Source organism: Streptococcus oralis, assembly GCF_018448765.2.
GTDB lineage: Bacteria > Bacillota > Bacilli > Lactobacillales > Streptococcaceae > Streptococcus > Streptococcus oralis_BM.
In genome coordinates, this window is the sequence record NZ_JAHCMC020000001.1 from 883,153 (window position 1) to 909,288 (window position 26,136).

General features: G+C 40.4%; 22 protein-coding genes, 1 tRNA gene and 1 riboswitch. Of the genes, 16 read left to right on the plus strand and 7 right to left on the minus strand.

Annotated elements, in window-relative coordinates:
- Positions 1–191 precede the first annotated feature (191 nt).
- The gene (nrdE, locus tag KIH88_RS04350) at positions 192–2,351 is read right to left on the minus strand and encodes a class 1b ribonucleoside-diphosphate reductase subunit alpha (RefSeq protein WP_125397876.1); all 2,160 of its coding nucleotides are present in this window, start codon (positions 2,349–2,351) and stop codon (positions 192–194) included.
- Positions 2,352–2,432: 81 nt separating this feature from the next.
- Positions 2,433–2,651 carry a glutaredoxin-like protein NrdH gene (gene nrdH, locus KIH88_RS04355; protein ID WP_000259240.1) on the minus strand — a complete coding sequence of 73 codons (219 nt, stop codon included), beginning with the start codon at positions 2,649–2,651 and terminating at the stop codon, positions 2,433–2,435.
- Positions 2,652–3,304: 653 nt separating this feature from the next.
- Between nrdH and KIH88_RS04360 the strand changes: the two genes are divergently transcribed.
- The 6 genes from KIH88_RS04360 (at position 3,305) to KIH88_RS04385 (ending at position 13,943) form a co-directional block, all read left to right on the plus strand.
- Entirely contained in the window at positions 3,305–4,525 is a 1,221-nt protein-coding gene (locus tag KIH88_RS04360; protein ID WP_000661897.1) for an alpha/beta hydrolase family protein, read from the plus strand.
- 458 nt (positions 4,526–4,983) lie between these two features.
- A complete protein-coding gene (locus KIH88_RS04365) occupies positions 4,984–5,247 on the plus strand; it encodes a phosphocarrier protein HPr (protein WP_000146948.1) in 264 nt (87 codons plus the stop codon).
- Between the two features lie 5 nt (positions 5,248–5,252).
- The gene (ptsP, locus tag KIH88_RS04370) at positions 5,253–6,986 is read left to right on the plus strand and encodes a phosphoenolpyruvate--protein phosphotransferase (RefSeq protein WP_025171716.1); all 1,734 of its coding nucleotides are present in this window, start codon (positions 5,253–5,255) and stop codon (positions 6,984–6,986) included.
- Positions 6,987–7,244: 258 nt separating this feature from the next.
- Positions 7,245–9,779, plus strand: a complete 2,535-nt coding sequence (locus tag KIH88_RS04375) for a pneumococcal-type histidine triad protein (protein WP_213988503.1) — start codon at positions 7,245–7,247, stop codon at positions 9,777–9,779.
- 186 nt (positions 9,780–9,965) lie between these two features.
- Entirely contained in the window at positions 9,966–10,883 is a 918-nt protein-coding gene (locus KIH88_RS04380; RefSeq protein ID WP_213988504.1) for a metal ABC transporter solute-binding protein, Zn/Mn family, read from the plus strand.
- Between the two features lie 12 nt (positions 10,884–10,895).
- The gene (locus tag KIH88_RS04385; RefSeq protein WP_213988505.1) at positions 10,896–13,943 is read left to right on the plus strand and encodes a pneumococcal-type histidine triad protein; all 3,048 of its coding nucleotides are present in this window, start codon (positions 10,896–10,898) and stop codon (positions 13,941–13,943) included.
- A gap of 36 nt (positions 13,944–13,979) precedes the next feature.
- On the opposite strand, the gene pepT is transcribed toward KIH88_RS04385, so the two are convergent.
- Positions 13,980–15,203, minus strand: coding sequence for a peptidase T (gene pepT, locus KIH88_RS04390; RefSeq protein WP_213988506.1), 1,224 nt, complete (start codon positions 15,201–15,203; stop codon positions 13,980–13,982).
- Between the two features lie 180 nt (positions 15,204–15,383).
- Between pepT and hemH the strand changes: the two genes are divergently transcribed.
- Complete coding sequence (hemH, locus tag KIH88_RS04395; RefSeq protein ID WP_125840197.1) at positions 15,384–16,478, plus strand: ferrochelatase; 1,095 nt, start codon at positions 15,384–15,386, stop codon at positions 16,476–16,478.
- Positions 16,479–16,519: 41 nt separating this feature from the next.
- Here hemH and mscL read toward each other — a convergent pair whose 3' ends face one another.
- Entirely contained in the window at positions 16,520–16,900 is a 381-nt protein-coding gene (gene mscL, locus KIH88_RS04400) for a large conductance mechanosensitive channel protein MscL (RefSeq protein ID WP_125840313.1), read from the minus strand.
- A 70-nt stretch (positions 16,901–16,970) separates the two neighbouring features.
- On the minus strand, positions 16,971–17,417 hold the full coding sequence (locus KIH88_RS04405; RefSeq protein WP_213988507.1) for a GtrA family protein: 447 nt from the start codon (positions 17,415–17,417) through the stop codon (positions 16,971–16,973).
- A gap of 28 nt (positions 17,418–17,445) precedes the next feature.
- Positions 17,446–17,542, plus strand: a riboswitch (PreQ1 riboswitch).
- Here KIH88_RS04405 and KIH88_RS04410 point away from each other — a divergent pair.
- The 4 genes from KIH88_RS04410 to dapA all read left to right on the plus strand — a co-directional run bounded on the left by KIH88_RS04410 (position 17,540) and on the right by dapA (position 20,697).
- Complete coding sequence (locus KIH88_RS04410; RefSeq protein ID WP_213988508.1) at positions 17,540–18,049, plus strand: QueT transporter family protein; 510 nt, start codon at positions 17,540–17,542, stop codon at positions 18,047–18,049. Its footprint overlaps the riboswitch before it by 3 nt.
- Positions 18,050–18,154: 105 nt before the next feature.
- Positions 18,155–18,227, plus strand: a tRNA-Thr gene (locus KIH88_RS04415).
- 401 nt (positions 18,228–18,628) lie between these two features.
- Positions 18,629–19,705 carry an aspartate-semialdehyde dehydrogenase gene (locus KIH88_RS04420; protein WP_213988509.1) on the plus strand — a complete coding sequence of 359 codons (1,077 nt, stop codon included), beginning with the start codon at positions 18,629–18,631 and terminating at the stop codon, positions 19,703–19,705.
- 56 nt (positions 19,706–19,761) lie between these two features.
- Entirely contained in the window at positions 19,762–20,697 is a 936-nt protein-coding gene (dapA, locus tag KIH88_RS04425) for a 4-hydroxy-tetrahydrodipicolinate synthase (RefSeq protein WP_000121610.1), read from the plus strand.
- A gap of 42 nt (positions 20,698–20,739) precedes the next feature.
- On the opposite strand, the gene mnmE is transcribed toward dapA, so the two are convergent.
- The gene (gene mnmE, locus KIH88_RS04430; protein WP_213988510.1) at positions 20,740–22,113 is read right to left on the minus strand and encodes a tRNA uridine-5-carboxymethylaminomethyl(34) synthesis GTPase MnmE; all 1,374 of its coding nucleotides are present in this window, start codon (positions 22,111–22,113) and stop codon (positions 20,740–20,742) included.
- A 137-nt stretch (positions 22,114–22,250) separates the two neighbouring features.
- Positions 22,251–22,433, minus strand: coding sequence for a 4-oxalocrotonate tautomerase (locus tag KIH88_RS04435; RefSeq protein ID WP_001117401.1), 183 nt, complete (start codon positions 22,431–22,433; stop codon positions 22,251–22,253).
- Positions 22,434–22,555: 122 nt separating this feature from the next.
- Between KIH88_RS04435 and KIH88_RS04440 the strand changes: the two genes are divergently transcribed.
- The 5 genes from KIH88_RS04440 to KIH88_RS04460 are packed head-to-tail and all read left to right on the plus strand — an operon-like array spanning position 22,556 to position 26,135.
- Complete coding sequence (locus KIH88_RS04440) at positions 22,556–23,155, plus strand: thymidine kinase (protein ID WP_213988511.1); 600 nt, start codon at positions 22,556–22,558, stop codon at positions 23,153–23,155.
- Entirely contained in the window at positions 23,145–23,624 is a 480-nt protein-coding gene (locus tag KIH88_RS04445) for a GNAT family N-acetyltransferase (RefSeq protein WP_213988512.1), read from the plus strand. The genes KIH88_RS04440 and KIH88_RS04445 overlap by 11 nt, the downstream gene beginning before the upstream one ends.
- Positions 23,625–23,633: 9 nt before the next feature.
- The gene (gene prfA, locus KIH88_RS04450; RefSeq protein WP_001028815.1) at positions 23,634–24,713 is read left to right on the plus strand and encodes a peptide chain release factor 1; all 1,080 of its coding nucleotides are present in this window, start codon (positions 23,634–23,636) and stop codon (positions 24,711–24,713) included.
- Positions 24,713–25,549, plus strand: a complete 837-nt coding sequence (gene prmC, locus KIH88_RS04455; RefSeq protein ID WP_084873036.1) for a peptide chain release factor N(5)-glutamine methyltransferase — start codon at positions 24,713–24,715, stop codon at positions 25,547–25,549. Before prfA ends, prmC begins: the two co-directional genes overlap by 1 nt.
- Complete coding sequence (locus tag KIH88_RS04460) at positions 25,533–26,135, plus strand: L-threonylcarbamoyladenylate synthase (protein ID WP_084873038.1); 603 nt, start codon at positions 25,533–25,535, stop codon at positions 26,133–26,135. The genes prmC and KIH88_RS04460 overlap by 17 nt, the downstream gene beginning before the upstream one ends.
- Position 26,136 lies beyond the last annotated feature (1 nt).

Here is a 26,136-nt window from a genome sequence, read left to right on the forward strand (position 1 = left end):
TGAAATCTCTTTCTGTATGTAATAATGCGATTGTCGAATCATCTCTATTTTATCATAGTCTGAGAAGAGTATCGCACAAAAAGTCGGAAGCCCGACTTTTTAGTTTTTCATGGTATTTAAGATACTTATCCAAGTTTATTGCGGGGCATTTAATCAGTAATCTGATGAAATTTAGTTGGCTCCGATTAAAATTAAATCACACAGCTTTCACATTGGTTAGCACCGACTTCTCCACCGTCGTCTGTAAAGGTACGAACGTAGTAAATTGACTTGATTCCCTTGTTAAAGGCATAGTTACGAAGGATTGACAAGTCACGTGTCGTTTGTTTGTTTTCTTTCTTCCATTCGTAAAGACCTTTTGGAATGTCACTACGCATGAAGAGAGTGAGTGAAAGCCCTTGATCCACGTGTTCAGTTGCAGCAGCGTAAACATCAATCACCTTACGCATATCCATGTCGTAGGCAGAAGTGTAGTAAGGGATAGTATCTGTTGACAAACCTGCGGCAGGGTAGTAGATCTTACCAATTTTCTTTTCCTGACGTTCTTCGATACGTTGTGTAATCGGGTGAATAGAAGCAGAAACGTCGTTGATGTAGCTGATAGAACCATTTGGAGCAACAGCAAGACGGTTTTGATGGTAAAGTCCATCTGCTTGAACCTTTTCGCGAAGTTCAGCCCAATCAGCAGCACTTGGGATAAAGACATCTTTGAAGAGTTCTTTAACACGGTCTGATTTTGGAACAAATTCGCCTGTCACATACTTGTCAAAGTAGCTACCATTAGCATAATCTGATTTTTCAAAGTTGTGGAAGGTGATACCACGTTCACGTGCGATATTGTTTGACTCAACCAAGGTCCAGTAGTTCATAAGCATAAAGTAGATGCTTGTAAATTCAATTGACTCAGGTGATCCGTACTCAATCAGTTGTTGGGCAAGGTAGCTATGAAGTCCCATAGCACCCAGACCAAAGGTGTGAGCCAAACTGTTTCCGTGGTCGATAGTAGGGACAGCTACGATGTGTGAACTATCTGTAACGAAAGTAAGGGCACGAACCATAGCGCGAATAGAACGACCAAAGTCAGGTGAAGTCATCATGTTGACTACGTTAGTTGAACCAAGGTTACATGAAACGTCTGTCCCCATTTGAAGGAATTCTTGAGCATCGTTGATCAAGCTTGGTTCTTGAACTTGAAGAATCTCAGAACACAAGTTACTCATGATAATCTTACCATCTACTGGATTCGCACGGTTGGCTGTATCAATGTTGACGATATAAGGGTAACCAGATTCTTGTTGCAATTTAGAGATTTCAGTTTCCAAATCACGCGCCTTGATTTTTGTCTTGCGGATATTTGGATTTGCAACTAATTCATCGTATTTTTCAGTGATGTCGATGTAGTTGAATGGTACACCGTACTCAAGCTCTACGGAGTAAGGGCTAAAGAGATACATTTCTTCATTTTTACGAGCTAATTCGTAGAATTTATCTGGTACCACAACTCCAAGTGAGAGGGTCTTAACACGAACCTTTTCATCGGCATTTTCTTTCTTAGTTGAAAGGAAAGCGATGATATCTGGGTGAAAGACGTTGAGGTAGACAACCCCGGCACCTTGACGTTGCCCGAGTTGGTTTGAGTAAGAGAAGCTGTCTTCAAAAAGCTTCATAACTGGTACGACACCAGAAGCAGCACCTTCATAACCTTTGATAGGAGCTCCAGCCTCACGAAGGTTGCTGAGGGAAATTCCCACACCACCACCGATACGCGAAAGTTGAAGGGCTGAGTTGATAGAACGTCCGATAGAGTTCATGTCATCAGTTACTTGAATCAAGAAACAAGATACCAATTCCCCACGACGAGCACGGCCTGCGTTCAAAAAGGAAGGAGTAGCTGGTTGGTAGCGTTGGTGGATGATTTCATTGGCAATATCAGTCGCAATTGTTTCATCACCGTCAGCAAAGTAAAGTGCATTAAAGAAGACACGGTCTTCCATACTTTCAAGGTAATATTCACCGTCATTAGTCTTCAAGGCGTACTGGTTGTAAAACTTATAGGCTGCCATGAATGATTTGAATTGGAAGTTTTGGTCTTTGATGAATTGATGCAGTTCTTCCAAAAATTCTGGACGGTACTTCTTGAGAAATGCAGTTTCAATATAGTTATGTTCAATAAGGTAGTTGATTTTATCAGTAATTGAATCAAAAACCATAGTGTTTGGAACTACATTTTCTTTAAAGAAGGCATCCAAGGCTTCTTTATCTTTATGAAGCATGATTTGTCCATTGACAGGACGGTTGATTTCGTTATTGAGACGGAAGTAAGTCACGTCCTCAAGATGTTTTAATCCCATAAAATTTCCCTTATCTAATTACAAAAGAAAGGCCTCTAAGTTAGCCCTAGAAGCAAGTTTCTTCTGGATGATGTACTAAGATTATGCTAATTGTTTCAGTTTTCCTGGTTGGAAACCTGAAAAGACTTCAGTTGGTGTTTGGATAACAGGAGCAGCGCTGAAACCGAGCTCTTTAACTTGATCGATGTACTCAGGTTGCTCGTCGAGATTGATCTCACGATAAGCGACATTGTTGCTGTCCAAGAAACGTTTGGTCATCTTACATTGGACACAGTTATTTTTAGAATAAACGGTTACCATTTTCGTAACTCCTCTTTCAAAATAGATTACTTTCTTAGTATATCAGAAAAAAAAACTTTGTCAAACTTTTTAAACTAAATCTTGTGCTAAAAAGTTACGGTTTTGAAATCAAAACACAAGATATAGTGTTTTTGGAAACATAAATTTTGATTTCCGTTGAACTGTCAAAGTTTCTCAAAATAAAAAAACTACATACTGTATATTGGTAAGATAAATAGAAGATTTTCAGCAAGTTATCAGAAAGGAAAACGAAGAAAATAGCAAAAATCGTAAGAACAGGAATAAGTCTAGCTGAGACAATGCTTTAATAAAACAGAAACTGTGATATTTACGAAAAAAAGAAATTTTCCACACAAGATGTCCCAATATTTTGTATTAGAATATCTAAAATATAACAAAAGTGGAAATGACAGATTATGCTGTATTCATAAAAATGGATCATTGGTTAATTTTATATAGGATACTTATGAGTTTCGTATCCTTTTATAAGGAGTATATAAATACAATGTTTGAGAAAGTTCATTTTATGTGATATACTACATGTGATTATAAGATTAAAAAATGGATATCTGGATGCTTTTGTTTGATAGAGAATGTTATCAGATTATAATTAGATTAAATAAATGAAAGAACACAGAATTAGGAGGCGCGTGGTGAAAGAAAATGATGTTATTTTAAAACGGCAATCAACTCAAATATTTTTTAAGAATGGTGATACGGATTTTTTCTTTAATTGGTTGTTAGGAATCGGTGAAATTTTTGGTTTCTCTCATGGAGAGCTTTATTATCTTGCTCAAAGATTGGGGAACTCACCAAAGCCTGATGACTGGAAAAATGTATTTTTATCGCATGTAAACTACCTTGAACAAGAAGCAAGTAATTCAGGATTGAGTGAACAAACAAAGGCGCAGTATTATCTTGCACAGACCTACTCACTTCGCTCGGCAATTCAGTTTACCGATCCATTTTCTGACGAGTATTTACCGACCGTTCGTCAAATGGAGAAGGTGTTTTCTAGTGCAATTCATTCACTAGGTGTACCGATTGAAAAACTAACTATTCCCTATCAGGGTTCTTACTTGCCTGGGTATTATCTTCATAGCGGCGATAATTGTCCAACGCTAATCATGATTGGTGGAGGTGATACTTATCGCGAAGATTTATTTTACTTTGCAGGATATCCTGGATGGATACGAAATTATAATGTTTTAATGGTTGACCTTCCTGGTCAAGGGAGCAATCCTAGTAGAGGGCTGGTCTTTGATGTGGATGCTTCTATTCCAATTTCATTATGCATAGACTGGTTGGAAAATAGAAATCCTAAACTAAATTATTTAGCTATTTATGGTGTCAGCGGAGGGGGATATTTTACCGCACAAGCTGTCGAAAAGGATCCAAGAATTCATGCTTGGATTGCTAGTACCCCTATTTACGACGTTGCAGAACTTTTCAGAAAAGAATTTGGATCAAGTTTGAAAGCACCTAGTTGGTTAATAAATGCCATTTTAAAATTAGCTGGAAATTTGAATGAATCAGCAAATTTAAATCTTAAAAAGTATGCATGGCAGTTTGGTACTTCTGATTTTAAGAGTGCTATTGATGATGTATTTAACCATGCAAAGATTGTGGATTATCAAAAAATTCAATGCCCATGCCTGTTTATTATGGGAAAGGGTGAGGGTGCTGAACTGCAGCATCAAACTAAGGTAATTTATGAAGCACTTAAATCTAAAAATCAACAAACTAAACTTCAAGTATTTGAGGCGGAAAGTGGTGCGGACGCTCATTGCCAAGTCAATAATCTAAGACTCGCCCATAATGTCGTTTTTGATTGGTTGGATACTTTATTTGAATGGAATCAATCAAAGTTTTAGTTCTACTTATACCACTTAGATATATCTACCTTTTTACTGTTAGGGGCTACAAACTTATTTTACTTTAAGTAGCAAATTGGATAAATTCTCTACTGTTGATGGTAAGAGTAGGTTTTAGAATTTCAGTATTTAGTATTTGATGAAGTCTTTTCAAATAATAGATTTACTGAGTTATATTAATTATAGTTAAATAGTATTATTTCATTATTTACTAGGATTGTCCTCTGATTGGTATTAAGGGAAAATAGCTTTGAAAATTGGAATTTTGAAGGTAATATTCTTTTAATAATTAGTGCCTAAATTTCCCATAGTACCTGTATGATAGAAAAAGAAGCAATTTCATTTTCAGTAAAAGTCCATAAAATACTTGAAAAATTATCTAGAAGGTGATATAATACAGTCTTGTAAGGGTTATCACATATAATCCAAAAAAGAAATAACTAAAGGAGAGTCAAACTATGGCTTCTAAAGATTTCCACGTAGTGGCAGAAACAGGTATTCATGCACGTCCAGCAACATTGTTGGTTCAAACAGCTAGCAAATTTGCTTCAGATATCACTCTTGAGTACAAAGGTAAATCAGTAAACCTTAAATCAATCATGGGTGTTATGAGTCTTGGTGTTGGCCAAGGTGCTGATGTTACAATTTCAGCTGAAGGTGCAGATGCTGACGATGCAATCGCTGCAATCACTGAAACTATGGAAAAAGAAGGATTGGCATAAGGAAAATGACAGAAATGCTTAAAGGAATCGCAGCATCAGACGGTGTTGCAGTTGCAAAAGCATATCTACTCGTTCAACCGGATTTGTCATTTGAGACTATTACAGTCGAAGATACAAACGCAGAAGAAGCTCGCCTTGATGCCGCTCTAAAAGCATCACAAGACGAGCTTTCTGTTATTCGTGAGAAAGCAGTAGGTACGCTCGGTGAAGAAGCTGCTCAAGTTTTTGACGCTCACTTAATGGTTCTTGCTGACCCAGAAATGATCAGTCAAATCAAGGAAACAATCCGTGCGAAGAAAGTGAATGCAGAGGCAGGTCTGAAAGAAGTGACAGACATGTTTATCACTATCTTTGAAGGCATGGAAGACAACCCATACATGCAAGAACGTGCAGCGGATATCCGCGACGTAACAAAACGTGTATTGGCAAATCTCCTTGGTAAAAAATTGCCAAACCCAGCTTCTATCAATGAAGAAGTGATCGTGATTGCGCATGACTTGACTCCTTCAGATACAGCTCAATTGGACAAAAACTTTGTAAAAGCTTTTGTAACCAACATTGGTGGACGTACAAGCCACTCAGCTATCATGGCGCGTACACTTGAAATCGCGGCAGTATTAGGTACAAACAACATCACTGAAATTGTTAAAGATGGTGATATCCTGGCTGTTAACGGTATCACTGGTGAAGTGATTATCAACCCAACTGATGAGCAAGCGGCAGAATTCAAGGCTGCTGGTGAAGCTTATGCGAAGCAAAAAGCTGAATGGGCACTTTTGAAAGATGCTCAAACAGTGACTGCTGATGGTAAACACTTTGAATTGGCTGCTAATATCGGTACTCCAAAAGACGTTGAAGGTGTCAATGCCAACGGTGCCGAAGCTGTCGGTCTTTACCGTACAGAGTTCTTGTACATGGATTCTCAAGACTTCCCAACAGAAGACGAGCAGTATGAAGCTTACAAAGCCGTACTTGAAGGAATGAACGGTAAACCTGTTGTCGTTCGTACAATGGATATCGGTGGAGATAAGGAACTTCCTTACTTCGATATGCCTCACGAAATGAACCCATTCCTTGGATTCCGTGCCCTTCGTATCTCTATTTCTGAAACTGGAGATGCTATGTTCCGCACTCAAATCCGTGCCCTTCTTCGTGCGTCTGTACACGGTCAATTGCGTATCATGTTCCCAATGGTTGCGCTCTTGAAAGAATTCCGTGCAGCCAAAGCAGTCTTTGACGAAGAAAAAGCAAACCTTCTTGCTGAAGGTGTTGCAGTTGCGGATAATATCCAAGTTGGTATCATGATCGAGATTCCTGCAGCGGCTATGCTTGCAGACCAATTTGCTAAAGAAGTTGACTTCTTCTCAATTGGTACAAACGACTTGATCCAATACACAATGGCAGCAGACCGTATGAATGAGCAAGTTTCATACCTTTATCAACCATATAACCCATCAATCCTACGTTTGATTAACAACGTTATCAAAGCAGCTCACGCTGAAGGTAAATGGGCAGGTATGTGTGGTGAGATGGCTGGTGACCAAAAAGCTGTTCCACTTCTTGTCGGAATGGGCTTGGATGAGTTCTCTATGTCAGCAACATCTGTCCTTCGTACACGTAGCTTGATGAAGAAACTCGACACAGCTAAGATGGAAGAGTACGCAAACCGTGCCCTTACAGAATGCTCAACAATGGAAGAAGTTCTTGAACTTCAAAAAGAATACGTTGACTTTGATTAATTGAAAGGTCCTTGCAACTCAGTTGCAGGGATTTTTTGTTTTAAAAATTTGGTGATTGATTTTCAATATAGGATTCTCAAATCAGACTGTTCAGGTAGAAGATAGTGTAGAAAACAAAAAAATCGTTAACTGGTTCATAAAATTCTTGACAAGTTGAAAATTTAGGAGTAAACTATTAACCAGTTAACTTTTAGAGAGGAGTTTCTGCAATTTAGAAATGAATTGCAACTAGAAATATCAAAAAGAAAGAGAGTTTCGATGAAAATTAATAAAAAATACCTAGCAGGTTCTGCGGCAGCCTTGATTTTAAGTGTTTGTTCTTATGAGTTGGGACTGTATCAAGCTAGAACGGTCAAAGAAAATAACCGTGTGTCTTACGTTGATGGTAAACAAGCAGCACAAAAAACGGAGGATCTCACTCCTGATGAGGTTAGTAAAAAAGAAGGTATCAATGCCGAACAAATCGTCATCAAGATAACAGACCAGGGCTATGTCACTTCACACGGTGACCACTATCATTATTACAATGGTAAGGTTCCTTACGACGCTATCATCAGTGAAGAGTTGCTGATGAAGGATCCAAACTATACACTAAAAGATGAGGATATTGTCAGTGAAATCAAGGGTGGTTATGTTATCAAGGTGGACGGAAAATACTATGTCTACCTTAAGGATGCGGCCCATGCAGATAATGTCCGTACGAAAGAAGAAATCAATCGACAAAAACAAGAGCACAGTCAGCATCGTGAAGGAGGGACTTCAGCAAACGATGGTGCGGTAGCCTTGGCACGTTCACAAGGACGCTACACCACAGATGATGGTTATATCTTTAATGCTTCTGATATCATTGAAGATACTGGTGATGCTTATATCGTTCCTCATGGCAACCATTACCATTACATTCCTAAGAGTGAGTTATCAGCCAGAGAATTGGCTGCTGCAGAAGCCTTCCTATCTGGTAGAAGTGGTCAATCAAATAAGCCTACTTATCGCCGTACCAATAACAACAGTACCAGTAGCGATGTAGATAGATGGATCCCATCCTATAATAATCAAGGCAGTGGCTATACGAACATGAACACATCTAACAACAGTAGCGACGATAGTCAAGCAAGTCAAAGTGATGACATTGATAGTCTTTTGAAACAGCTCTACAAACTGCCTCTGAGCCAACGACACGTAGAATCTGATGGCCTTGTCTTCGACCCAGCACAGATTACAAGTCGAACAGCTAGAGGAGTTGCTGTGCCTCATGGTAACCATTACCACTTTATCCCTTATGAACAAATGTCTGAATTGGAAGAACGAATTGCTCGTACTATTCCCCTTCGTTATCGTTCAAACCATTGGGTACCAGATTCAAGACCAGAAGAACCAAGTCCACAACCGACTCCGGAACCTAGTCCAAGCCCGCAACCTGCACCAAATCCTCAACCATCTCCAAGCAATCCAATTGACGAAAAATTAGTTAAACAGGTGATTCGAAAAGTAGCTGATGGCTATGTATTTGAGGAGAATGGAATCTCACGTTATATTCCTGCCAAGAAGCTTTCAGCAGAAACTGCTGCGGCCGTTGATAGTAAACTAGACAAGCAAGAAAGTTTGTCTCATAAGCTCGGAGCTAAGAAAACCAACCTCCCATCTGGTGATCAAGGATTTTACAATAAGGCTTATGATTTACTAGCAAGAGTTCATCAAGACTTACTTGATAATAAAGGGCGTCAAGCTGAATTTGATGCTTTGGATAAACTGTTGGAACGACTCAACGATGCCTCAAGTGATAAAGTCCAGTTGGTCGATGATATCCTGGCCTTCCTAGCACCGATTCGTCATCCGGAACGTTTAGGAAAATCAAATGCGCAAATTGCTTATACTGATGATGAGATTCAAGTAGCCAAGTTGGCAGGCAAGTATACAACGGAAGATGGCTATATCTTTGATCCTCGTGATATCACCAGTGATGAGGGGGATGCCTATGTAACTCCACATATGACCCATAGTCATTGGATTAAGAAAGATAGTTTGTCTGAAGCTGAAAGAGCGGCAGCCCAGGCTTATGCTAAAGAGAAAGGTTTAACGCCTCCTTCGACAGACCATCAGAATTCAGGAAATAGTGAGGCTAAGGGAGCAGAAGCTATCTACAACCGCGTGAAAGCAGCTAAGAAGGTGCCACTTGATCGTATGCCTTACAATCTCCAACATACTGTGGAAGTCAAAAACGGAAGCTTGATTATTCCTCATTATGACCATTACCATAACATCAAATTTGAGTGGTTTGACGAAGGTCTTTATGAGGCTCCTAAGGGGTATACTTTAGAGGATCTCTTTGCGACTGTGAAGTACTATGTAGAACATCCAAACGAACGTCCGCATTCAGATAGTGGATGGGGCAATGCAAGTGACCATGTTCAAAGAAACCAAAATGGTCAAGCTGATAATAATCATACTGAAAAACCATCAGTGGAGAAACCTCGGACAGAAAAACCTGAGGAAGAAAAACCTCGCGAAGAGAAACCGCAGAGTGAGAAACCAGAGTCTCCAAAACCAACTGAGGAACCTGAGGAAGAATCACCAGAGGAGCCAGAAGAAACTCAGGTTGAGACTGAAAAGGTTGAAGCGAAGTTGAGAGAGGCTGAAGATTTACTTGCAAAAATTCAAGACCCCATTATCAAGTCCAATGCCAAAGAAACTCTCACGGGATTAAAGAATAACTTGCTATTTGGCGCCCAGGATAACAATACCATTATGGCAGAAGCTGAAAAGTTGTTGGCTTTATTAAAGGAGAGCAAGTAAAGGTAGAAGCATTTTCTAGATCCTAAAAACAGGATAGGAGATCTAGAAAAGATAAAATCGAAAATGAGAATAGAATGTAAGTTCTAATTCTCATTTTTTTCATGAAAATATCTTGACATATAGTGTAAATAAAGATAAACTATTTACTAGTTAATTAAATGGTTAAATACTAGTTAAGGAGTAACGATGAAAAAAAGAATATTTCTATTATTAGTGGTAAGTCTCTTGGTTCTTGTCTTAGGAGCATGTAGCCAAAAAGAAAAACAAGAAGCAAAAGGGATGAAGATTGTAACAAGTTTTTACCCAATCTATGCCATGGTCAAAGAGGTATCAGGTGACTTGAATGACGTACGGATGATTCAGTCAAGTAGTGGGATTCACTCATATGAACCTTCAGCGAATGACATTGCTGCTATCTATGACGCGGATGTCTTTGTCTACCACTCTCATACGCTCGAATCTTGGGCGGGAAGTTTGGATCCAAACTTGAAAAACTCAAAAGTTAAGGTTTTAGAAGCTTCTGAAGGAATGACCTTGGAGCGTGTACCAGGTTTGGAAGATGTAGAAGCTGGTGACGGCATCGATGAAAAAACACTCTATGATCCACATACTTGGTTAGATCCAGAAAAAGCAGGTGAAGAAGCTCAGATTATCGCTGACAAACTTTCGGAGATTGATAGTGCCAATAAGGAAACGTATCAAAAAAATGCTAAAAACTTTATCGCTAAAGCCCAAGAATTGACTAAGAAGTACCAGCCTATTTTTGAAAAAGCGAGTCAAAAGACCTTTGTTACACAACACACAGCCTTTTCTTACCTTGCTAATCGGTTTGGCTTGAAACAACTTGGAATTGCAGGTATCTCTCCTGAACAAGAGCCAAGTCCCAGACAGTTGACAGAAATCCAAGAATTTGTCAAAACCTATAAGGTCAAAACTATTTTTACTGAGAGCAACGCTTCTTCTAAAGTCGCTGAGACCTTGGTTAAATCAACGGGAGTTAGTCTAAAGACACTCAATCCTTTGGAAGCAGATCCTGAAAATGACAAAACTTACTTAGAAAATCTAGAAGAAAACATGAATGTTCTTGCAGAAGAATTAAAATAAGGAGATGATGAAATGAAGAAGAAATACCTTGCAGCAGGATCGGCTCTTGTCCTTTCCCTAAGCCTTTGCATCTATGCATTGAACCAACACCAGGTAGAAGAAAACAAAGATAATAACCGTGTGTCTTATGTTGATGGGAAGCAAGACACTAAAAAAACAGAGAATCAGACACCAGATCAAGTTAGCAAAAAAGAAGACATTCAGGCTGAACAAATTGTTGTAAAAATCACCGATCAAGGTTATGTGACTTCACATGGTGATCATTTCCATTATTACAATGGTAAAGTTCCTTTTGACGCGATTTTCAGCGAAGAACTGTTGATGAAAGATGCCAATTATCAACTGAAAGACGCTGATATTGTCAACGAAATAAAAGGTGGCTACATTATCAAGGTGGATGGTAAGTATTATGTCTACCTTAAAGACGCGGCTCATGCTGATAATATTCGTACGAAGGGCGAAATTGAGCGCCAAAAACAAGGTCATACTCATGATGCACCAACCTCTAACAGTGCAGTGGCGCTTGCGCAATCGCAAGGACGATATACTACCGATGATGGTTACATCTTTAATCCATCTGATATTATAGAGGATACTGGTGATGCTTATATTGTCCCTCATGGTGGACATTACCACTACATTCCTAAGAGTTCCTTGTCTGCTAGCGAATTAGCTGCTGCCCAAGCCTACCTTTCTGGAACTAGACAACAAGCAAGTGTGACTGACTATCGTCCGAGTCCAAACACAACTAGTCAAACTAGCAATCCGAGTCAAGAAGCTGAAAGACCAAGCAATCCAGAAGAGAGCTTACAGAGTCTATTGCAGCAACTCTATGCTCTTCCAAGTAGTCAACGTTATGCTGAATCAGATGGCTTGATTTTTGACCCTGCTAAGATTTCAAGCAGAACACCAAGTGGCGTAGCGATTCCACACGGAAATCACTATCATTTCATCCCATATACAAAGCTTTCTGCCTTGGAAGAAAAGATTGCTCGTATGATTCCTCTTGCTAGCGACAGTGGGAAGCCAACACCTTTGGAAAATCCAAGCAAACCAGCAGAACATCCAGCTCAACCAGATCATCATCATGACCAAGATGGTGGCCATGGAAGTCAGGATACCAACCATGAAGACCATGACCATGATGGAGAGGAGCATGACCACCATCACGGCGAAGAACATGATCATGGTTTTGCAGCTGATCGTGTTATTAGTGAAGATGAGCAAGGTTTTGTAGTTTCTCATGGAGATCACGCTCATTATTTCTTTAAGAAGGACTTGACTGCGGCCCAAATCAAAGCTGCCCAAGATCACTTGAAAGAAAATCATCAGCCGCAGCACGTTCAACCACTTGCAAAGACTGTGGAAAGTTTCTCAAGAGATGCTAGCGATGAAGAAAAAATCAAGTATATCTCACAGACCTACGGGGTTCCGCTCGAAGCGATTCGCATTTCAAATGGATTCTTTGTCTTTGGAAATCCGGATCAAGCTTATGATCCAACCCATATCCATCCCTATGCTGTTCGAAAAGAACATGTTCGTATTCCTCTCCAAACTGGGAACCCAGAACTGGATTTTCTAAATGAACTGTATACGACTGCCCTACGTGATGGGGTATCTCCTTATAGTTTACAGGTAGAAAATGGTAGTTTTGTGATTCCTCACGGAGACCACAATCACTACATCAAGGTTCAAACTAAGGGCTATGAAGTGGCTTTGAAAAACAAGATTCCAGCCCTACAATCGACCTATCAACCTGGAGCATTTGATGAACAAACAGTTCTATCTAAAGTGGATCAACTGTTAGCAGATAGCAGAAGTCTCTACAAAGACCAGCCCATCATGCAGAGACGTGTTGAACTTGCTTTGGGGCAGTTCACCGAAAATATGAAAAAACTGGCAACAAACTCAACTGCTGGATACCTAGCAGCCTTGGAACTCTTTGATAAACAGTATATCCATGTGGATCAAAGTGTGGCACCGGTTGAAACTTCACCTTTAGATAAGAAGTACCAAGCTCTAGTAGATAAGATCAATACATTGGATACAGATACTTATGGCTTGCCTAAGAAAGATCTTTTGGTACATTTGCAGGAAGCAAAACTAGCACAGGATGAGACAGAGTTGGCTGCCATTGAAGCGAAACTGCAGGCCTTGCAAGATTTCCGAGATCGAACAGGGGTTACAACAGTAGAGTACATCAAGTATTTCTATGAACATGTGTCTGATGGTCGTTTGAGAGAAGAACTTCGGAACCGTGTTGCCAAGTTGACATGGGAACTTTACCAGTCACAATCTTTCCTCAAAGCAACCGACTTGAACAAGTTATTCCCAACTATTTACCAAACTAAGCTAGAAGTAGAAGAAGCTCTCAAAGAAGAACCCGTTTCTACAAAAGCTGGTAAGACTATTCTAGATACGGAAAAAGTAGATAGTCAAACTGCTAAGACCGCCATCTATGAATTCCTAAAAGAGCTCTACGGTGATTTTATGCCAGAAGAGCGGGTTAGCCATGTTAAGAAGGAAGAAGTGGATGCTCTCCTAACTAAAGCTGCCCAACTCCTAGCACGTGTCAAAGAAGATGGTGTCAAACAATCCCTAGCTGAAGAAGCAGCTAATATCAAAGCGGCTACTGAAAAGGAAAATGCAGACCTTGACGAAGCTAAAACACAACTTGAGGATCTCTTGAATCGTATTGCAGCGACTATCCAACGAGAGGAAAAAGAAGCAGAACAGGATCCACAAACGGTGATCATCTACCAAAAACTTTATAATGTCTTGCTCTCTCTTCACAAGTACTTAGAGGATAACAAAGGATCCGATGCTGACTTTGAACGTGTCGATGCCCTTTTTGATCAACTTGCAGCCAAAAGCAGTGATAAAGAAGGTCTCCTCACTCTAGCTAAAGAAATCATTAGCTTGAACCAGGAACTCCGTTCAAAAGCAAGTAAAACTGATAGCCAATCTAAGTCTGAGAAAGACAGTGAAACAGCTGCTTCTAAACCAACAGAAAAGCAAGCGCAAAGTGAGTCTGAGACAAGTGCTCAACCAAATGAATAAAAAGAAAGGCGAAGTAGCTGAGCTACCTCGTCTTTTTTAGTCTTTATAAGATACAATGCCAATGATGGTATCCACCGCACGCTCCATAGTCTGAAGGCTGACGTATTCAAAACGTCCATGCATGTTTTCCCCACCCGCAAAGATATTGGGAGTTGGGATCCCCATAAAGGAAATCTTAGATCCATCTGTTCCACCACGAATTGGTTCGATAATAGGCGTGATTCCTAGATCTTCCATAACAGCTTTAGCAATAGTAATAGGTGTCATATCTTTCTCGATGACTTCTTTCATATTGTAGTACTGGTCTGTCAGAGTCAAGGTCACGCGATCATTCCCAAACCTTTGATTCATCTTGTCAGCGATAGACTGCATAGCTGCTTTACGAGCTTCAAAGGAATCCTTTTCAAAGTCACGGATGATGTAGCTTGCACGCGCCTCCTCGACACTACCTGTCACATCCATAAGATGATAGAAACCTTGATAATCTTCTGTCAGCTCTGGTCGGTCCTTCTCAGGAAGTTGATTATGAAAATCAATCGCCAGCTGAAGGGCATTGACCATTTGACCTTTGGCAGTACCAGGGTGAACATTGCGTCCTTGGAAATGGAGTTCAGCAGCAGCTGCTGAGAAAGTCTCGTACTGAAGCTCACCTAGCGGACCACCATCAACAGTATAGGCAAAGTCAACGTCAAAGTCTTCTGCATCAAACTTGTTAGCTCCAACACCGATTTCTTCATCTGGACCAAAACCAACACGGATTTCACAGTGTTTGATTTCGGGATGAGCAGTCAGATATTCAATAGCAGTCATAATCTCAGCAATACCTGATTTATCATCGGCGCCCAGCAAGGTCGTGCCATCAGTTGTGATAAGCGTTTGGCCTGGATATTTCTCAAGGCTCTTGAAATCAGCAGGATCGAGTTTAAAACCAGAATCTCCTAAGTCGATAGCTCCACCATCGTAGTTTTCGATGACTTGCGGATTAACGCCCTCAGCATTAAAATCAGCTGTATCCATGTGGGAGATAAATCCAATCTTACGTGTCAGGCTGGGATCATTGGCTGGTAAGGTACCAATGGCAAAACCATTTGGAAGGTAGTAGACGTTTTGCAGACCGACACGCTTCATTTCGGGAAGAAGAACATTGGTCGCAAAATCTACCTGGCTCTGCGTACTTGGAGTAGTAGTAGAGTGTTCATCAGAACGCGTGTTGACCTTAACGTAGGTCAGAAAACGTTCCAGAAGGTTCGGATAAGACATAAAAACTCCTTTTTTATCATTTTTTTCATTGTATCATAGAATGGAGAGAAAGACAAAGAGGAGTAGATAAAAAAACAAAAAAACAAAAGAACAAAAGAAATAGTAGACGTCGGAAGCGTTTACTATTTTTTTCTTTCATGATAGAATGGATAGTGAAAATAATATCATAAGGATGATAACATGAAAAAAGCAATATTGATGATGACCTTTGGATCTCCAGAGGAGATTAGTTTTGAAGGAGTAGCAGAATTTTTTACAAACATTCGTCGTGGAGTTAGACCCCAAGACCACGAAATCCAGACTCTCTATGACAACTATGTTCGTATCGGTGGGACGCCTTTGCAGCGGATTACACGTGAGGAGGTCAATTTACTCAAAGAACGTTTAGGGGAGGAGTATGGTATCTACTTTGCCAACAAATTTTCTCGCCCCTTTATCCCAGACGTGATCAAGCAGATGGAAACTGATGGTGTTGAAGAATGTATCTGCTTGATTTTGGAACCTCATTATTCTTTTTACTCAGTCATGGGGTATGAAAAGTTTCTGGAAAGCCAGCAGATCCGATTTTTAGTTATTAAGGACTGGTATCAACAACAGCCTTTGCTGGACTTCTGGACAGATGAGATTAGAAAAATTTTACGAAACCATGTGGGAGAAGAATCCTTCAAGGTAATCTTTTCAGCCCATAGCGTCCCCATTTTTGCCTTGGACTTTGGAGATCCTTATATCGATCAGATTTTCGATAATAGCAAGCTTATTGCTGAACAACTCGGCCTAACAGCCGACCAGTATACCAATACTTGGCAGAGCGAAAGTGATATTGGAATCCCTTGGATCAAGCCAGATGTCTTAGAATATTTACGAGAACAAAAGCAACATCCAGAACATTATATTTTTGTCCCGATAAGTTTTATCAGTGAGCACATCGAAGTCTTGTTCGATAATGATGTGGAATGTTATGATTTGTGTCAAGAATTAGGTGTCACTTACCATCGTCCACCGATGCCCAATACGGATAGCCGTTTAATTGACGCTTTAGTTGCTACTGTAAGAGTCAATGAATACAAAGAATTTAAAGCTTTTCTCCCAGAAGAAGAAACCTTTGATGAGTTAGCGCCTTCGGCAACTACCAAGGACATCATGAAAGAGACAGACGACCTTCAGATGCCAGAATTTGTCAAAAAACTCATTGAGAAAAAAGGCCGTGGAAATGTGAAGATGCCTTACTTGATTAAGAAAATGCTCGAAAAGGCTGGTAAGTTACCAAAAGAGTAAAGAAAAAAGGATTTAGCTTCAAGCTAAATCCTTTATCTGTCTTATTTTTTCTCAAGAAGAGCTTTGATTTCTTGAAGAACTTCAAGTTCAGTTGGAGCAGCAGGAGCTTCCTCAACCACTTCCTCTTTTTTACGAAGATTTTGAGCTTTTTCAATACCTTTGATAACGAAGAAGAGAACTGTACCCACAACAAGGAAGTTGATAACAGCGCTCAAGAAGCTACCGTAACCAACACCATTCCATGAAAGTTCAGCGATACGTTCAACGTTCGCATCTTTCAAAGCTGGGTTCAAGATAAGTGGAGTGATGATATCGTTAACGAGTGAAGTTACAATAGCACCAAAAGCAGAGGCGATGATTACACCGACAGCAAGGTCAACGACATTACCGCGAAGCAAGAATTCTTTAAGATCCTTTAACATTTTCATAATTTCCTTCCCTAATTTTCTAAATAATTATATCCTAAATTGTGACAAAAAGCAACCTGGATGCTTAAGGAATTCGGTTACTCCTCTTAAAAATATAGATTTTACTGAAAATATAATTAAGCAGAATAATCAAGATTTGTGCTAGGATGGTTTCAACTGTATTAACCCTATCTATATTATATTCGACAAACTGACCAATAACATTAGGAAAGGTTGTAACGAAGATATAAGTTAAAAGAACGTCAAGTCCAAGTGTAGAGAGACGAGCTAAGAAAAACTTAGCCAGGCGAGTTGACCAATTCCTTCTCTCTTGTTTAAAGACGATTGTATCATTTGTGAGAAAGGCAAAGAGAATCCCGATAAGATTTGCGAGTACGGTTGCCAGGATTTCCTGGTGGCTGATGTGGTAAATAACCAAACGCGATAAGATAGAAACCAGAGTAGTAGCAGCACCGAAAAATAGGTAGGAGAGGATTTCGTTATCGAAGAATGCCTTTATTATTCTTTTCATGGTTTTAGTATAGCATAAAGTCCTATATTGTGCTATACTGGTAAGGTTGATAGTCTCAACCCTTGGTGCTTAGCTTCTTTCACCAAGCATATTTTACGCGGGAAACCGCTAAAGGAGAAAACATGAAAAAATTAACTGTTCGTGATATGGCAGATATCGCTATTGTTGCTGCTATCTACGTTGTTTTGACCATTACCCCACCGCTGAATGCCATTAGCTATGGTGCCTACCAGTTCCGTATTTCAGAGATAATGAATTTCTTAGCCTTTTACAATCCTAAATATATCATCGGTGTGACGATTGGTTGTATGATTGCAAATTTCTTTAGCTTTGGTCCAATAGATGTCTTTGTCGGCGGGGGCTCTACCCTAGTTTTCCTAAGTCTAGGTGTATGGCTCTTTAGCAAGTACAAGAAAGACTATCTGTTCAATGGTTTGATTCGAAAAGATCATTTCTTCTTTTCAATCCTCTTCTCTATTTCAATGATTACCATTGCAGCAGAACTCTATATTGTTGCAGAAGCTCCATTCTTCTTTACATGGTTCTCTACGGGAATTGGTGAGTTTGCATCACTTATCGTAGGTGCTATTTTAATCGGAAAATTAGGGCGCCGAATCGATCTAACAAGATAAGAAGTTTATAAGCTAGATTCTTGCTAAATCTAGCTTTTTTCATTCCATAAAATTAAAAGAGAGCGCTTGACAAGAACTAGGAACTATAGTATACTTTTTAGGTAAGCTGATTTAGCTCAGTTGGCAGAGCGCATCCATGGTAAGGATGAGGTCGCCGGTTCAATCCCGGCAATTAGCATTAGATAGACAGGAAAACTCTTGATTTACAAGGGTTTTTGTTATGTCTGCCCCAAATCTGCCCCAAATTTTTCAAAGATATTTCTTATGCACCTGTATAAGTGAAGCAAAGAGTTTTGTCTGTTGACAAAAGTGATTCTCTTTAGTAGAATAGTAGGTGCGATGAGTCGATAGGTAGTCTTCGGACTACTATTGAGCATAAGGAGGTCATAACGCAGGAGCGGACCTTGATGAGTTGTGTGAACCTGCTCATCACATGAAGATGCCTCTTAGTCCCTAGTCAATGGCTAGGGATTTTTAATTTTCAGAAAATATAACCCATAAATGCTTTTCAATTTCTGGAAAAAGTAGTATAATACATCTATTATAGAAATTTTTAGAAAATTCCGAAAGAGGTTATTTATGGGATATACAGTTGCTGTAGTCGGCGCGACAGGTGCTGTCGGAGCTCAGATGATAAAAATGTTGGAAGAATCAACACTTCCTATCGAAAAAATTCGTTACCTTGCTTCTGCACGTTCAGCAGGCAAGACCTTGAAGTTTAAAGACCAAGATATTACGATTGAAGAAACAACTGAAACAGCTTTTGAAGGAGTTGACATTGCTCTCTTCTCAGCAGGTGGTTCTACATCAGCTAAGTATGCACCATACGCAGTGAAAGCTGGAGCAGTAGTAGTAGATAACACATCTTATTTCCGTCAAAATCCAGATGTACCATTGGTTGTTCCAGAAGTAAACGCTCATGCACTTGATGCCCACAATGGAATTATTGCCTGCCCCAACTGTTCAACAATTCAAATGATGGTTGCCCTTGAACCTGTTCGTCAAAAATGGGGCTTGGACCGTATCATTGTTTCAACTTATCAAGCTGTTTCAGGTGCTGGTATGGGAGCGATTCTTGAAACACAACGGGAACTTCGTGAAGTCTTGAATGATGGTGTAAACCCACGTGATTTGCATGCGGAAATCTTGCCTTCAGGTGGTGACAAGAAACACTATCCTATCGCCTTTAACGCTCTTCCACAAATCGATGTCTTTACTGACAATGATTACACTTACGAAGAGATGAAGATGACTAAGGAAACTAAGAAAATCATGGAAGATGATGGCATCTCAGTATCTGCAACCTGTGTACGTATTCCAGTCTTGTCAGCTCACTCTGAGTCTGTTTATATCGAAACAAAAGAAGTGGCACCAATCGAAGAAGTCAAAGCAGCCATCGCAGCCTTTCCAGGTGCTGTTCTTGAGGATGACGTAGCGCACCAAATCTATCCTCAAGCCGTCAATGCAGTGGGTTCGCGTGATACTTTTGTTGGTCGTATCCGTAAAGACCTAGATGCAGAAAAAGGAATCCACATGTGGGTTGTTTCAGACAATCTTCTCAAAGGTGCTGCTTGGAACTCAGTTCAGATTGCAGAAACGCTTCACGAACGTGGATTGGTTCGTCCAACAGCTGAATTGAAATTTGAATTAAAATAGTCATATCGTTTAGGAGTTCAGATGAACTCCTTCTTTGAAATAGAGAGGTGTTTCTCATGTCTTATCAAGATTTAAAAGAGTGTAAAATCATCACGGCCTTTATTACCCCTTTCCATGAGGATGGTTCCATCAACTTTGATGCCATCCCAGCCCTTATAGAGCATTTATTGGCCCATCATACGGATGGAATTCTTCTAGCTGGGACGACTGCTGAGAGTCCAACTTTGACTCACGATGAAGAGTTGGAACTCTTTGCAGCTGTACAAAAGATTGTCAATGGACGCGTTCCTTTGATTGCAGGTGTAGGTACCAATGATACGCGTGACTCGATCGAGTTTGTCAAAGAAGTAGCAGAATTTGGTGGTTTTGCTGCTGGTCTTGCGATCGTACCATACTATAACAAACCTTCTCAAGAAGGCATGTACCAGCACTTTAAGGCAATTGCAGATGCTTCTGACTTACCAATTATTATCTATAACATTCCAGGGCGTGTAGTTGTCGAATTGACTCCAGAAACCATGCTTCGTTTGGCTGACCATCCAAATATCATTGGGGTCAAAGAATGTACTAGTCTGGCTAATATGGCTTACTTGATTGAACACAAGCCAGAAGAGTTCTTGGTCTATACTGGTGAGGACGGAGATGCTTTCCATGCCATGAACCTTGGTGCGGACGGGGTTATTTCTGTTGCATCTCATACAAATGGAGATGAAATGCACGAGATGTTGACTGCTATTGCAGAAAGCGATATGAAAAAGGCGGCAGCTATTCAACGTAAATTCATTCCTAAGGTTAACGCCCTCTTCTCTTATCCAAGTCCTGCTCCAGTTAAGGCAGTCCTTAATTATATGGGATTTGAAGCTGGACCAACTCGTCTACCTCTAGTTCCAGCACCAGAAGAAGATGCAAAACGCATTATCAAGGTTGTCGTAGATGGCGACTATGAAGCGACTAAGGCAACCGTAACAGGAGTCTTAAGACCAGATTACTAATAAAGATAATAAAATCCATGACCGAACGATCATGGATTTTTCTTATTTTCCTAAACAGAATTGGCTAAAGAGTTGGGTAATGAGTTCATCAGGTGCGGCATCTCCAGTGATTTCTCCGAGAATTTCCCAAGTACGGGTCAAGTCAACTTGCAACAAATCAACTGGCATCTCTAGTTCAAGACCTTCATTAACTGCTTGTAGGCTTTCAACTGCTTTTTCAATCAAGGAAATATGACGGGCATTAGATAGGTAAGTAGCATCTTGCTCGACCAAACCAGCATTTTCAAAGAAGAGATCGTTAATACGCTCTTCGATCTTATCAATGTTTTGGTTTTTAAGAACTGAAATACGGATGACATCTTCAGGGAGTTCTGAAGTTTCAATTGCTTCAGGCAGATCAGTTTTATTAAGTAGAATAATGCGGTTGGTATCTTGGCTGATTTCTAAGAGTTGGCGATCTTGGGCGGTCAGTGGTTCACTGGCATTTAGTACTAGTAGTACCAAGTCGGCTTCTTTAAGGGCTTTTTTCGAACGCTCAACACCGATTTGTTCCACGATATCATCTGTTTCTCGAATACCAGCTGTATCAATCAATTTGAGAGGAACCCCGTTAATGTTGACGTATTCTTCGATAACATCTCGTGTAGTACCAGCGATATCCGTTACAATAGCCTTGTCTTCACGAAGGAGATTGTTGAGAAGACTGGATTTCCCAACATTGGGACGACCGATGATAGCAGTTGAAATTCCCTCACGAAGGATCTTACCGCGACGAGCTGTTCGAAGCAGATCGGTTAACAATTGCTCAAACTCCATAGTCTTCTCGCGGACAACAGCAGTAGTAGCTTCCTCAACATCGTCATACTCAGGATAGTCGATATTGACCTCAACTTGGGCAAGTGTATTGAGGATTTCTTGGCGAGTATTATTAATGAGATCAGAAAGAGAACCGTCTAATTGTTTGACTGCGATATTCATGGCCTTGTCTGTCTTGGCACGGATGATGTCCATCACCGCTTCAGCCTGAGTCAAGTCCACACGACCGTTTAGAAAGGCACGCTTGGTAAATTCACCAGGTTCTGCCAACCGAGCTCCTTCACGGATAGCTAGTTGGAGAATTTCATTGGTCACTGCAATCCCACCGTGGGTGTTAATCTCGATAATATCCTCACGAGTGAAGGTTTTTGGAGACTTCATAGCCCCAACCATAACCTCGTCCATGACCTTACCAGTTTGAGGGTCAACGATGTGACCGTAGTTAAGGGTATGGCTGGCAACCTGATTCAAGTCTTTTCCTTTAAAAATCTTTTGCGCAATGGCAAAACTGTCAGTTCCGCTCAGGCGGACAATACCGATAGCCCCTTCACCTAGTGGAGTAGAGATAGCAGCGATGGTATCAAATTCACGTGTAATCATAATGTTTCCTTTAATTAATGGCTCTTTTCTTGGGAATTTCTCCAAGTCTCTTTTCAAATTGTAACAAATTTAAACTATTTCTTCAATGGATGCTACTTGGAGATTGAAAAAGCCTAAGCAATTCTGCTTAAGCTAGTTTATTTGGTGCGCATTTCCCCTTGTGGGAAGTAAGTTCCTTCTGGCATATCGTTGATGATGACATGAACGGCAGATTGAGGTGCTCCAGTGTTACGGACAACAGCTTCCGTTACTTCCTTAGCAAGAGCTTTCTTTTGCTCGAGCGTGCGTCCTTCAAATAAATCGATGCGTACAAATGGCATAATAGCTTCCTCCACTAGTTTTTGATTTCTTCTATTTTACCACATTTTGCCGTTTAAAGCTTCAGAAAATTATGATATACTAGAATGTAGCAAAAATTTAGAAATGGACGTGAAATAGAAGCATGGCACAGTTGTATTATCGTTATGGGACCATGAACTCTGGTAAGACGATTGAGATTCTCAAGGTGGCCTATAACTACGAGGAGCAAGGAAAGGGAGTTGTGATTATGACTTCGGCTCTGGATACGCGTGACGGTGTTGGTTATGTATCTAGTCGGATTGGTATGAAACGCCCAGCCATTGCGATTGAGGAAACGACGGATATCTTTGGTTATATCCGAGACTTACCTGAGAAACCATACTGTGTGCTGGTTGATGAGGCCCAGTTTCTCAAGCGTCACCACGTTTACGATCTAGCTCGTGTTGTTGATGAGCTAGATATACCTGTCATGGCTTTTGGTTTGAAGAATGACTTTCGCAATGAATTGTTCGAAGGTTCAAAATACCTCTTGCTTTTAGCAGACAAGATTGAAGAAATCAAGACCATCTGTCAGTATTGTAAGAAAAAGGCGACCATGGTGTTGCGCACGCACGATGGTGTGCCAGTCTATGATGGCGAACAGATTCAGATCGGTGGAAATGAAACCTATATCTCGGTCTGCCGAAAACATTATTTTGCACCAATGATAGCATCTAACAAGGAGCACAACTATGACAATTGAACTAAGAGATGTTACAATGGGAAATTATTTTGATGTTTTGAATTTGGATGTCAAGGAATATCAAAAACAATTCATTGCAACCAACGCAATTAGTTTAGCTGAAGCATATGTTTACACTAAAAATGGAGATTTTGTAGCTCCATTGGCAGTTTATGATAATGATGCAATTATAGGTTTTGTGATGATAGCTTATGATAAAAAGATCGGAATTAGTAGTGGAAATTATTTACTATTTCGTTTTATGATTGATAAGAATTTTCAAAATCAAGGATATTTTAAACCAATTATGGATAAAGTGCTGGACTATGTTCGGACAGCGCCAGCAGGTTTAGGCAATAAACTTTGGTTGTCTTATGAACCAGAAAATGAACATGCAAGATCTTGTTACCTCAGTTATGGATTTAAAGAAACTGGGGAAATATTTGAGAACGAAGTAGTAGCAATCTATGATTTAACAATTGAGAAATAAGGAGAAAAAATGAACATCTATGATCAACTACAAGCTGTAGAAGACCGTTATGAAGAACTAGGAGAATTGCTCAGTGACCCAGATGTAGTGTCTGACACCAAACGTTTCATGGAGCTTTCAAAAGAAGAAGCTTCAACTCGTGATACGGTAACAGCCTACCGTGAGTACAAACAAGTCCTTCAAAACATCGTTGACGCCGAAGAGATGATTAAGGAATCAGGTGGAGATGCGGACTTGGAGGAAATGGCCAAGCAAGAACTCAAAGATGCCAAGGCTGAAAAAGAAGAATACGAAGAAAAACTCAAAATCTTGCTCCTTCCAAAGGATCCAAACGATGATAAGAACATCATCCTTGAAATTCGGGGAGCAGCGGGTGGTGACGAAGCGGCGCTTTTCGCTGGAGATTTGCTAACCATGTACCAAAAGTATGCTGAAGCCCAAGGCTGGCGCTTTGAAGTCATGGAAGCTTCTATGAACGGTGTCGGTGGTTTCAAAGAAGTGGTTGCCATGGTTTCAGGTCAATCTGTATATTCTAAACTTAAGTACGAATCAGGTGCCCACCGTGTGCAACGTGTCCCTGTGACAGAAAGCCAAGGCCGTGTCCATACATCAACTGCGACAGTCCTTGTCATGCCTGAAGTGGAAGAAGTAGAATACGATATTGATCCAAAAGACCTTCGTGTTGACATCTACCACGCATCAGGTGCTGGTGGACAGAACGTCAACAAGGTTGCGACTGCTGTTCGTATCGTTCACTTGCCAACCAATATCAAGGTTGAGATGCAGGAAGAACGTACCCAGCAGAAAAACCGTGAGAAGGCTATGAAGATTATCCGTGCGCGTGTTGCTGACCATTTTGCTCAGATTGCTCAAGATGAACAAGACGCTGAGCGTAAATCAACAATCGGTACTGGTGACCGTTCAGAACGAATCCGTACTTATAACTTCCCACAAAACCGTGTTACAGACCACCGTATTGGCTTGACCCTCCAAAAACTAGATACGATTTTATCTGGTAAATTGGATGAAGTTGTGGATGCCTTGGTTCTTTATGACCAAACACAAAAATTAGAAGAATTAAACAAATAATGAAATTAGCTCAATTATTTTCAGATTTTGAAGAAGAGTTGATAAGACAAGGAGAGGAAGCAGAAAGCCTCTCTTTTGTCTATCGTAGCTTAAAAAATCTCTCTTTTACGGACTTTGTCTTTGCTCTTCAACAAGAGGTAACAGAGGAAGAAAAACAATTTGTAGAAGAAATTTACCAGCAGTTAGTGGCTCACAAACCAGCTCAGTATATCATTGGTCACGCAGATTTCTTTGGAATACAGTTAAAAGTGGATGAGCGGGTTTTGATTCCTCGTCCAGAAACAGAAGAGTTGGTGGAACTCATCCTAGCCGAAAATCTTGAGACGAACCTTTCAGTTCTTGATATCGGAACAGGTAGTGGCGCCATAGCTCTTGGATTAGCAAAAAACAGACCAGATTGGTCAGTGACAGCAGCAGATATTTCCCAAGATGCCTTAGAGGTTGCATCAGAGAATGCTAGAAATCAAAATCTTAATATATTTTTTAAAAAATCTGATTGTTTTGCAGAAATTTCTGAAAAATATGATATAATTGTATCCAATCCACCCTATATCTCTCGTGAAGATGAGTCAGAGGTTGGTTTGAATGTTTTACATTCGGAGCCTCATCTAGCTCTCTTTGCAGATGAGGATGGCCTAGCTATTTATCGCAGAATTGCGGAAGATGCAAAAGACTATCTCACAGATGGTGGTAAGATTTACCTTGAAATTGGATACAAGCAAGGTCAAAGTGTTCCTGCGCTTTTTAGGAAACATCTTCCTGAAAAACGGGTACGAACACTCAAGGACCAATTTGGTCAAGATAGGATGGTTGTAGTTGATGATGGACAGAATTAGACAAGAGTTGGAAAAGGGCGGGGCAGTCGTTTTACCTACCGAGACAGTTTATGGTCTCTTTGCTAAGGCCTTAGACGAAAAAGCTGTCGACCATGTTTACCAACTCAAACGTCGTCCCAGAGATAAGGCACTCAATCTTAATGTCGCTTCTCTAGAGGACATCTTACACTTTTCAAAGAATCAGCCAACTTATCTAGAAAAACTTGTAGAGACCTTTTTACCAGGTCCCTTGACCATTATCCTCGAAGCCAATGACCGAGTTCCCTATTGGGTCAACTCTGGTCTTGCAACGGTGGGATTTCGGATGCCGAGTCACCCCATTACACTTGATTTGATTCGAGAGACAGGACCCTTGATTGGGCCGTCTGCCAATATCTCGGGTCAGGCGAGTGGAGTGACCTTTGCTCAAATTCTAGAGGATTTTGATCAAGAGGTTCTGGGTCTGGAGGACGACGCTTTTCTAACTGGACAGGATTCGACTATTTTGGATTTGTCTGGAGACAAGGTGAAAATCTTACGCCAGGGGGCGATTAAGCGAGAAGATATTCTTGCTCGGTTGCCAGAGATTTCTTTTGAGGAGGAATGAG

Excerpts from the sequence above, each read along its gene's own strand:
- nrdH (WP_000259240.1), bottom strand. The coding sequence starts at position 2,651 with ATGGTAACCGTTTATTCTAAAAATAACTGTGTCCAATGTAAGATGACC.
- mnmE (WP_213988510.1), bottom strand. The coding sequence starts at position 22,113 with ATGATTACACGTGAATTTGATACCATCGCTGCTATCTCTACTCCACTA.
- KIH88_RS04365 (WP_000146948.1), top strand. The coding sequence starts at position 4,984 with ATGGCTTCTAAAGATTTCCACGTAGTGGCAGAAACAGGTATTCATGCA.
- KIH88_RS04460 (WP_084873038.1), top strand. The coding sequence starts at position 25,533 with ATGATGGACAGAATTAGACAAGAGTTGGAAAAGGGCGGGGCAGTCGTT.
- KIH88_RS04375 (WP_213988503.1), top strand. The coding sequence starts at position 7,245 with ATGAAAATTAATAAAAAATACCTAGCAGGTTCTGCGGCAGCCTTGATT.
- hemH (WP_125840197.1), top strand. The coding sequence starts at position 15,384 with ATGAAAAAAGCAATATTGATGATGACCTTTGGATCTCCAGAGGAGATT.
- KIH88_RS04445 (WP_213988512.1), top strand. The coding sequence starts at position 23,145 with ATGACAATTGAACTAAGAGATGTTACAATGGGAAATTATTTTGATGTT.
- prmC (WP_084873036.1), top strand. The coding sequence starts at position 24,713 with ATGAAATTAGCTCAATTATTTTCAGATTTTGAAGAAGAGTTGATAAGA.
- dapA (WP_000121610.1), top strand. The coding sequence starts at position 19,762 with ATGTCTTATCAAGATTTAAAAGAGTGTAAAATCATCACGGCCTTTATT.
- KIH88_RS04405 (WP_213988507.1), bottom strand. The coding sequence starts at position 17,417 with ATGAAAAGAATAATAAAGGCATTCTTCGATAACGAAATCCTCTCCTAC.
- KIH88_RS04440 (WP_213988511.1), top strand. The coding sequence starts at position 22,556 with ATGGCACAGTTGTATTATCGTTATGGGACCATGAACTCTGGTAAGACG.
- mscL (WP_125840313.1), bottom strand. The coding sequence starts at position 16,900 with ATGTTAAAGGATCTTAAAGAATTCTTGCTTCGCGGTAATGTCGTTGAC.
- KIH88_RS04410 (WP_213988508.1), top strand. The coding sequence starts at position 17,540 with ATGAAAAAATTAACTGTTCGTGATATGGCAGATATCGCTATTGTTGCT.
- prfA (WP_001028815.1), top strand. The coding sequence starts at position 23,634 with ATGAACATCTATGATCAACTACAAGCTGTAGAAGACCGTTATGAAGAA.
- KIH88_RS04385 (WP_213988505.1), top strand. The coding sequence starts at position 10,896 with ATGAAGAAGAAATACCTTGCAGCAGGATCGGCTCTTGTCCTTTCCCTA.
- ptsP (WP_025171716.1), top strand. The coding sequence starts at position 5,253 with ATGACAGAAATGCTTAAAGGAATCGCAGCATCAGACGGTGTTGCAGTT.
- KIH88_RS04420 (WP_213988509.1), top strand. The coding sequence starts at position 18,629 with ATGGGATATACAGTTGCTGTAGTCGGCGCGACAGGTGCTGTCGGAGCT.
- KIH88_RS04435 (WP_001117401.1), bottom strand. The coding sequence starts at position 22,433 with ATGCCATTTGTACGCATCGATTTATTTGAAGGACGCACGCTCGAGCAA.
- KIH88_RS04380 (WP_213988504.1), top strand. The coding sequence starts at position 9,966 with ATGAAAAAAAGAATATTTCTATTATTAGTGGTAAGTCTCTTGGTTCTT.
- nrdE (WP_125397876.1), bottom strand. The coding sequence starts at position 2,351 with ATGGGATTAAAACATCTTGAGGACGTGACTTACTTCCGTCTCAATAAC.
- pepT (WP_213988506.1), bottom strand. The coding sequence starts at position 15,203 with ATGTCTTATCCGAACCTTCTGGAACGTTTTCTGACCTACGTTAAGGTC.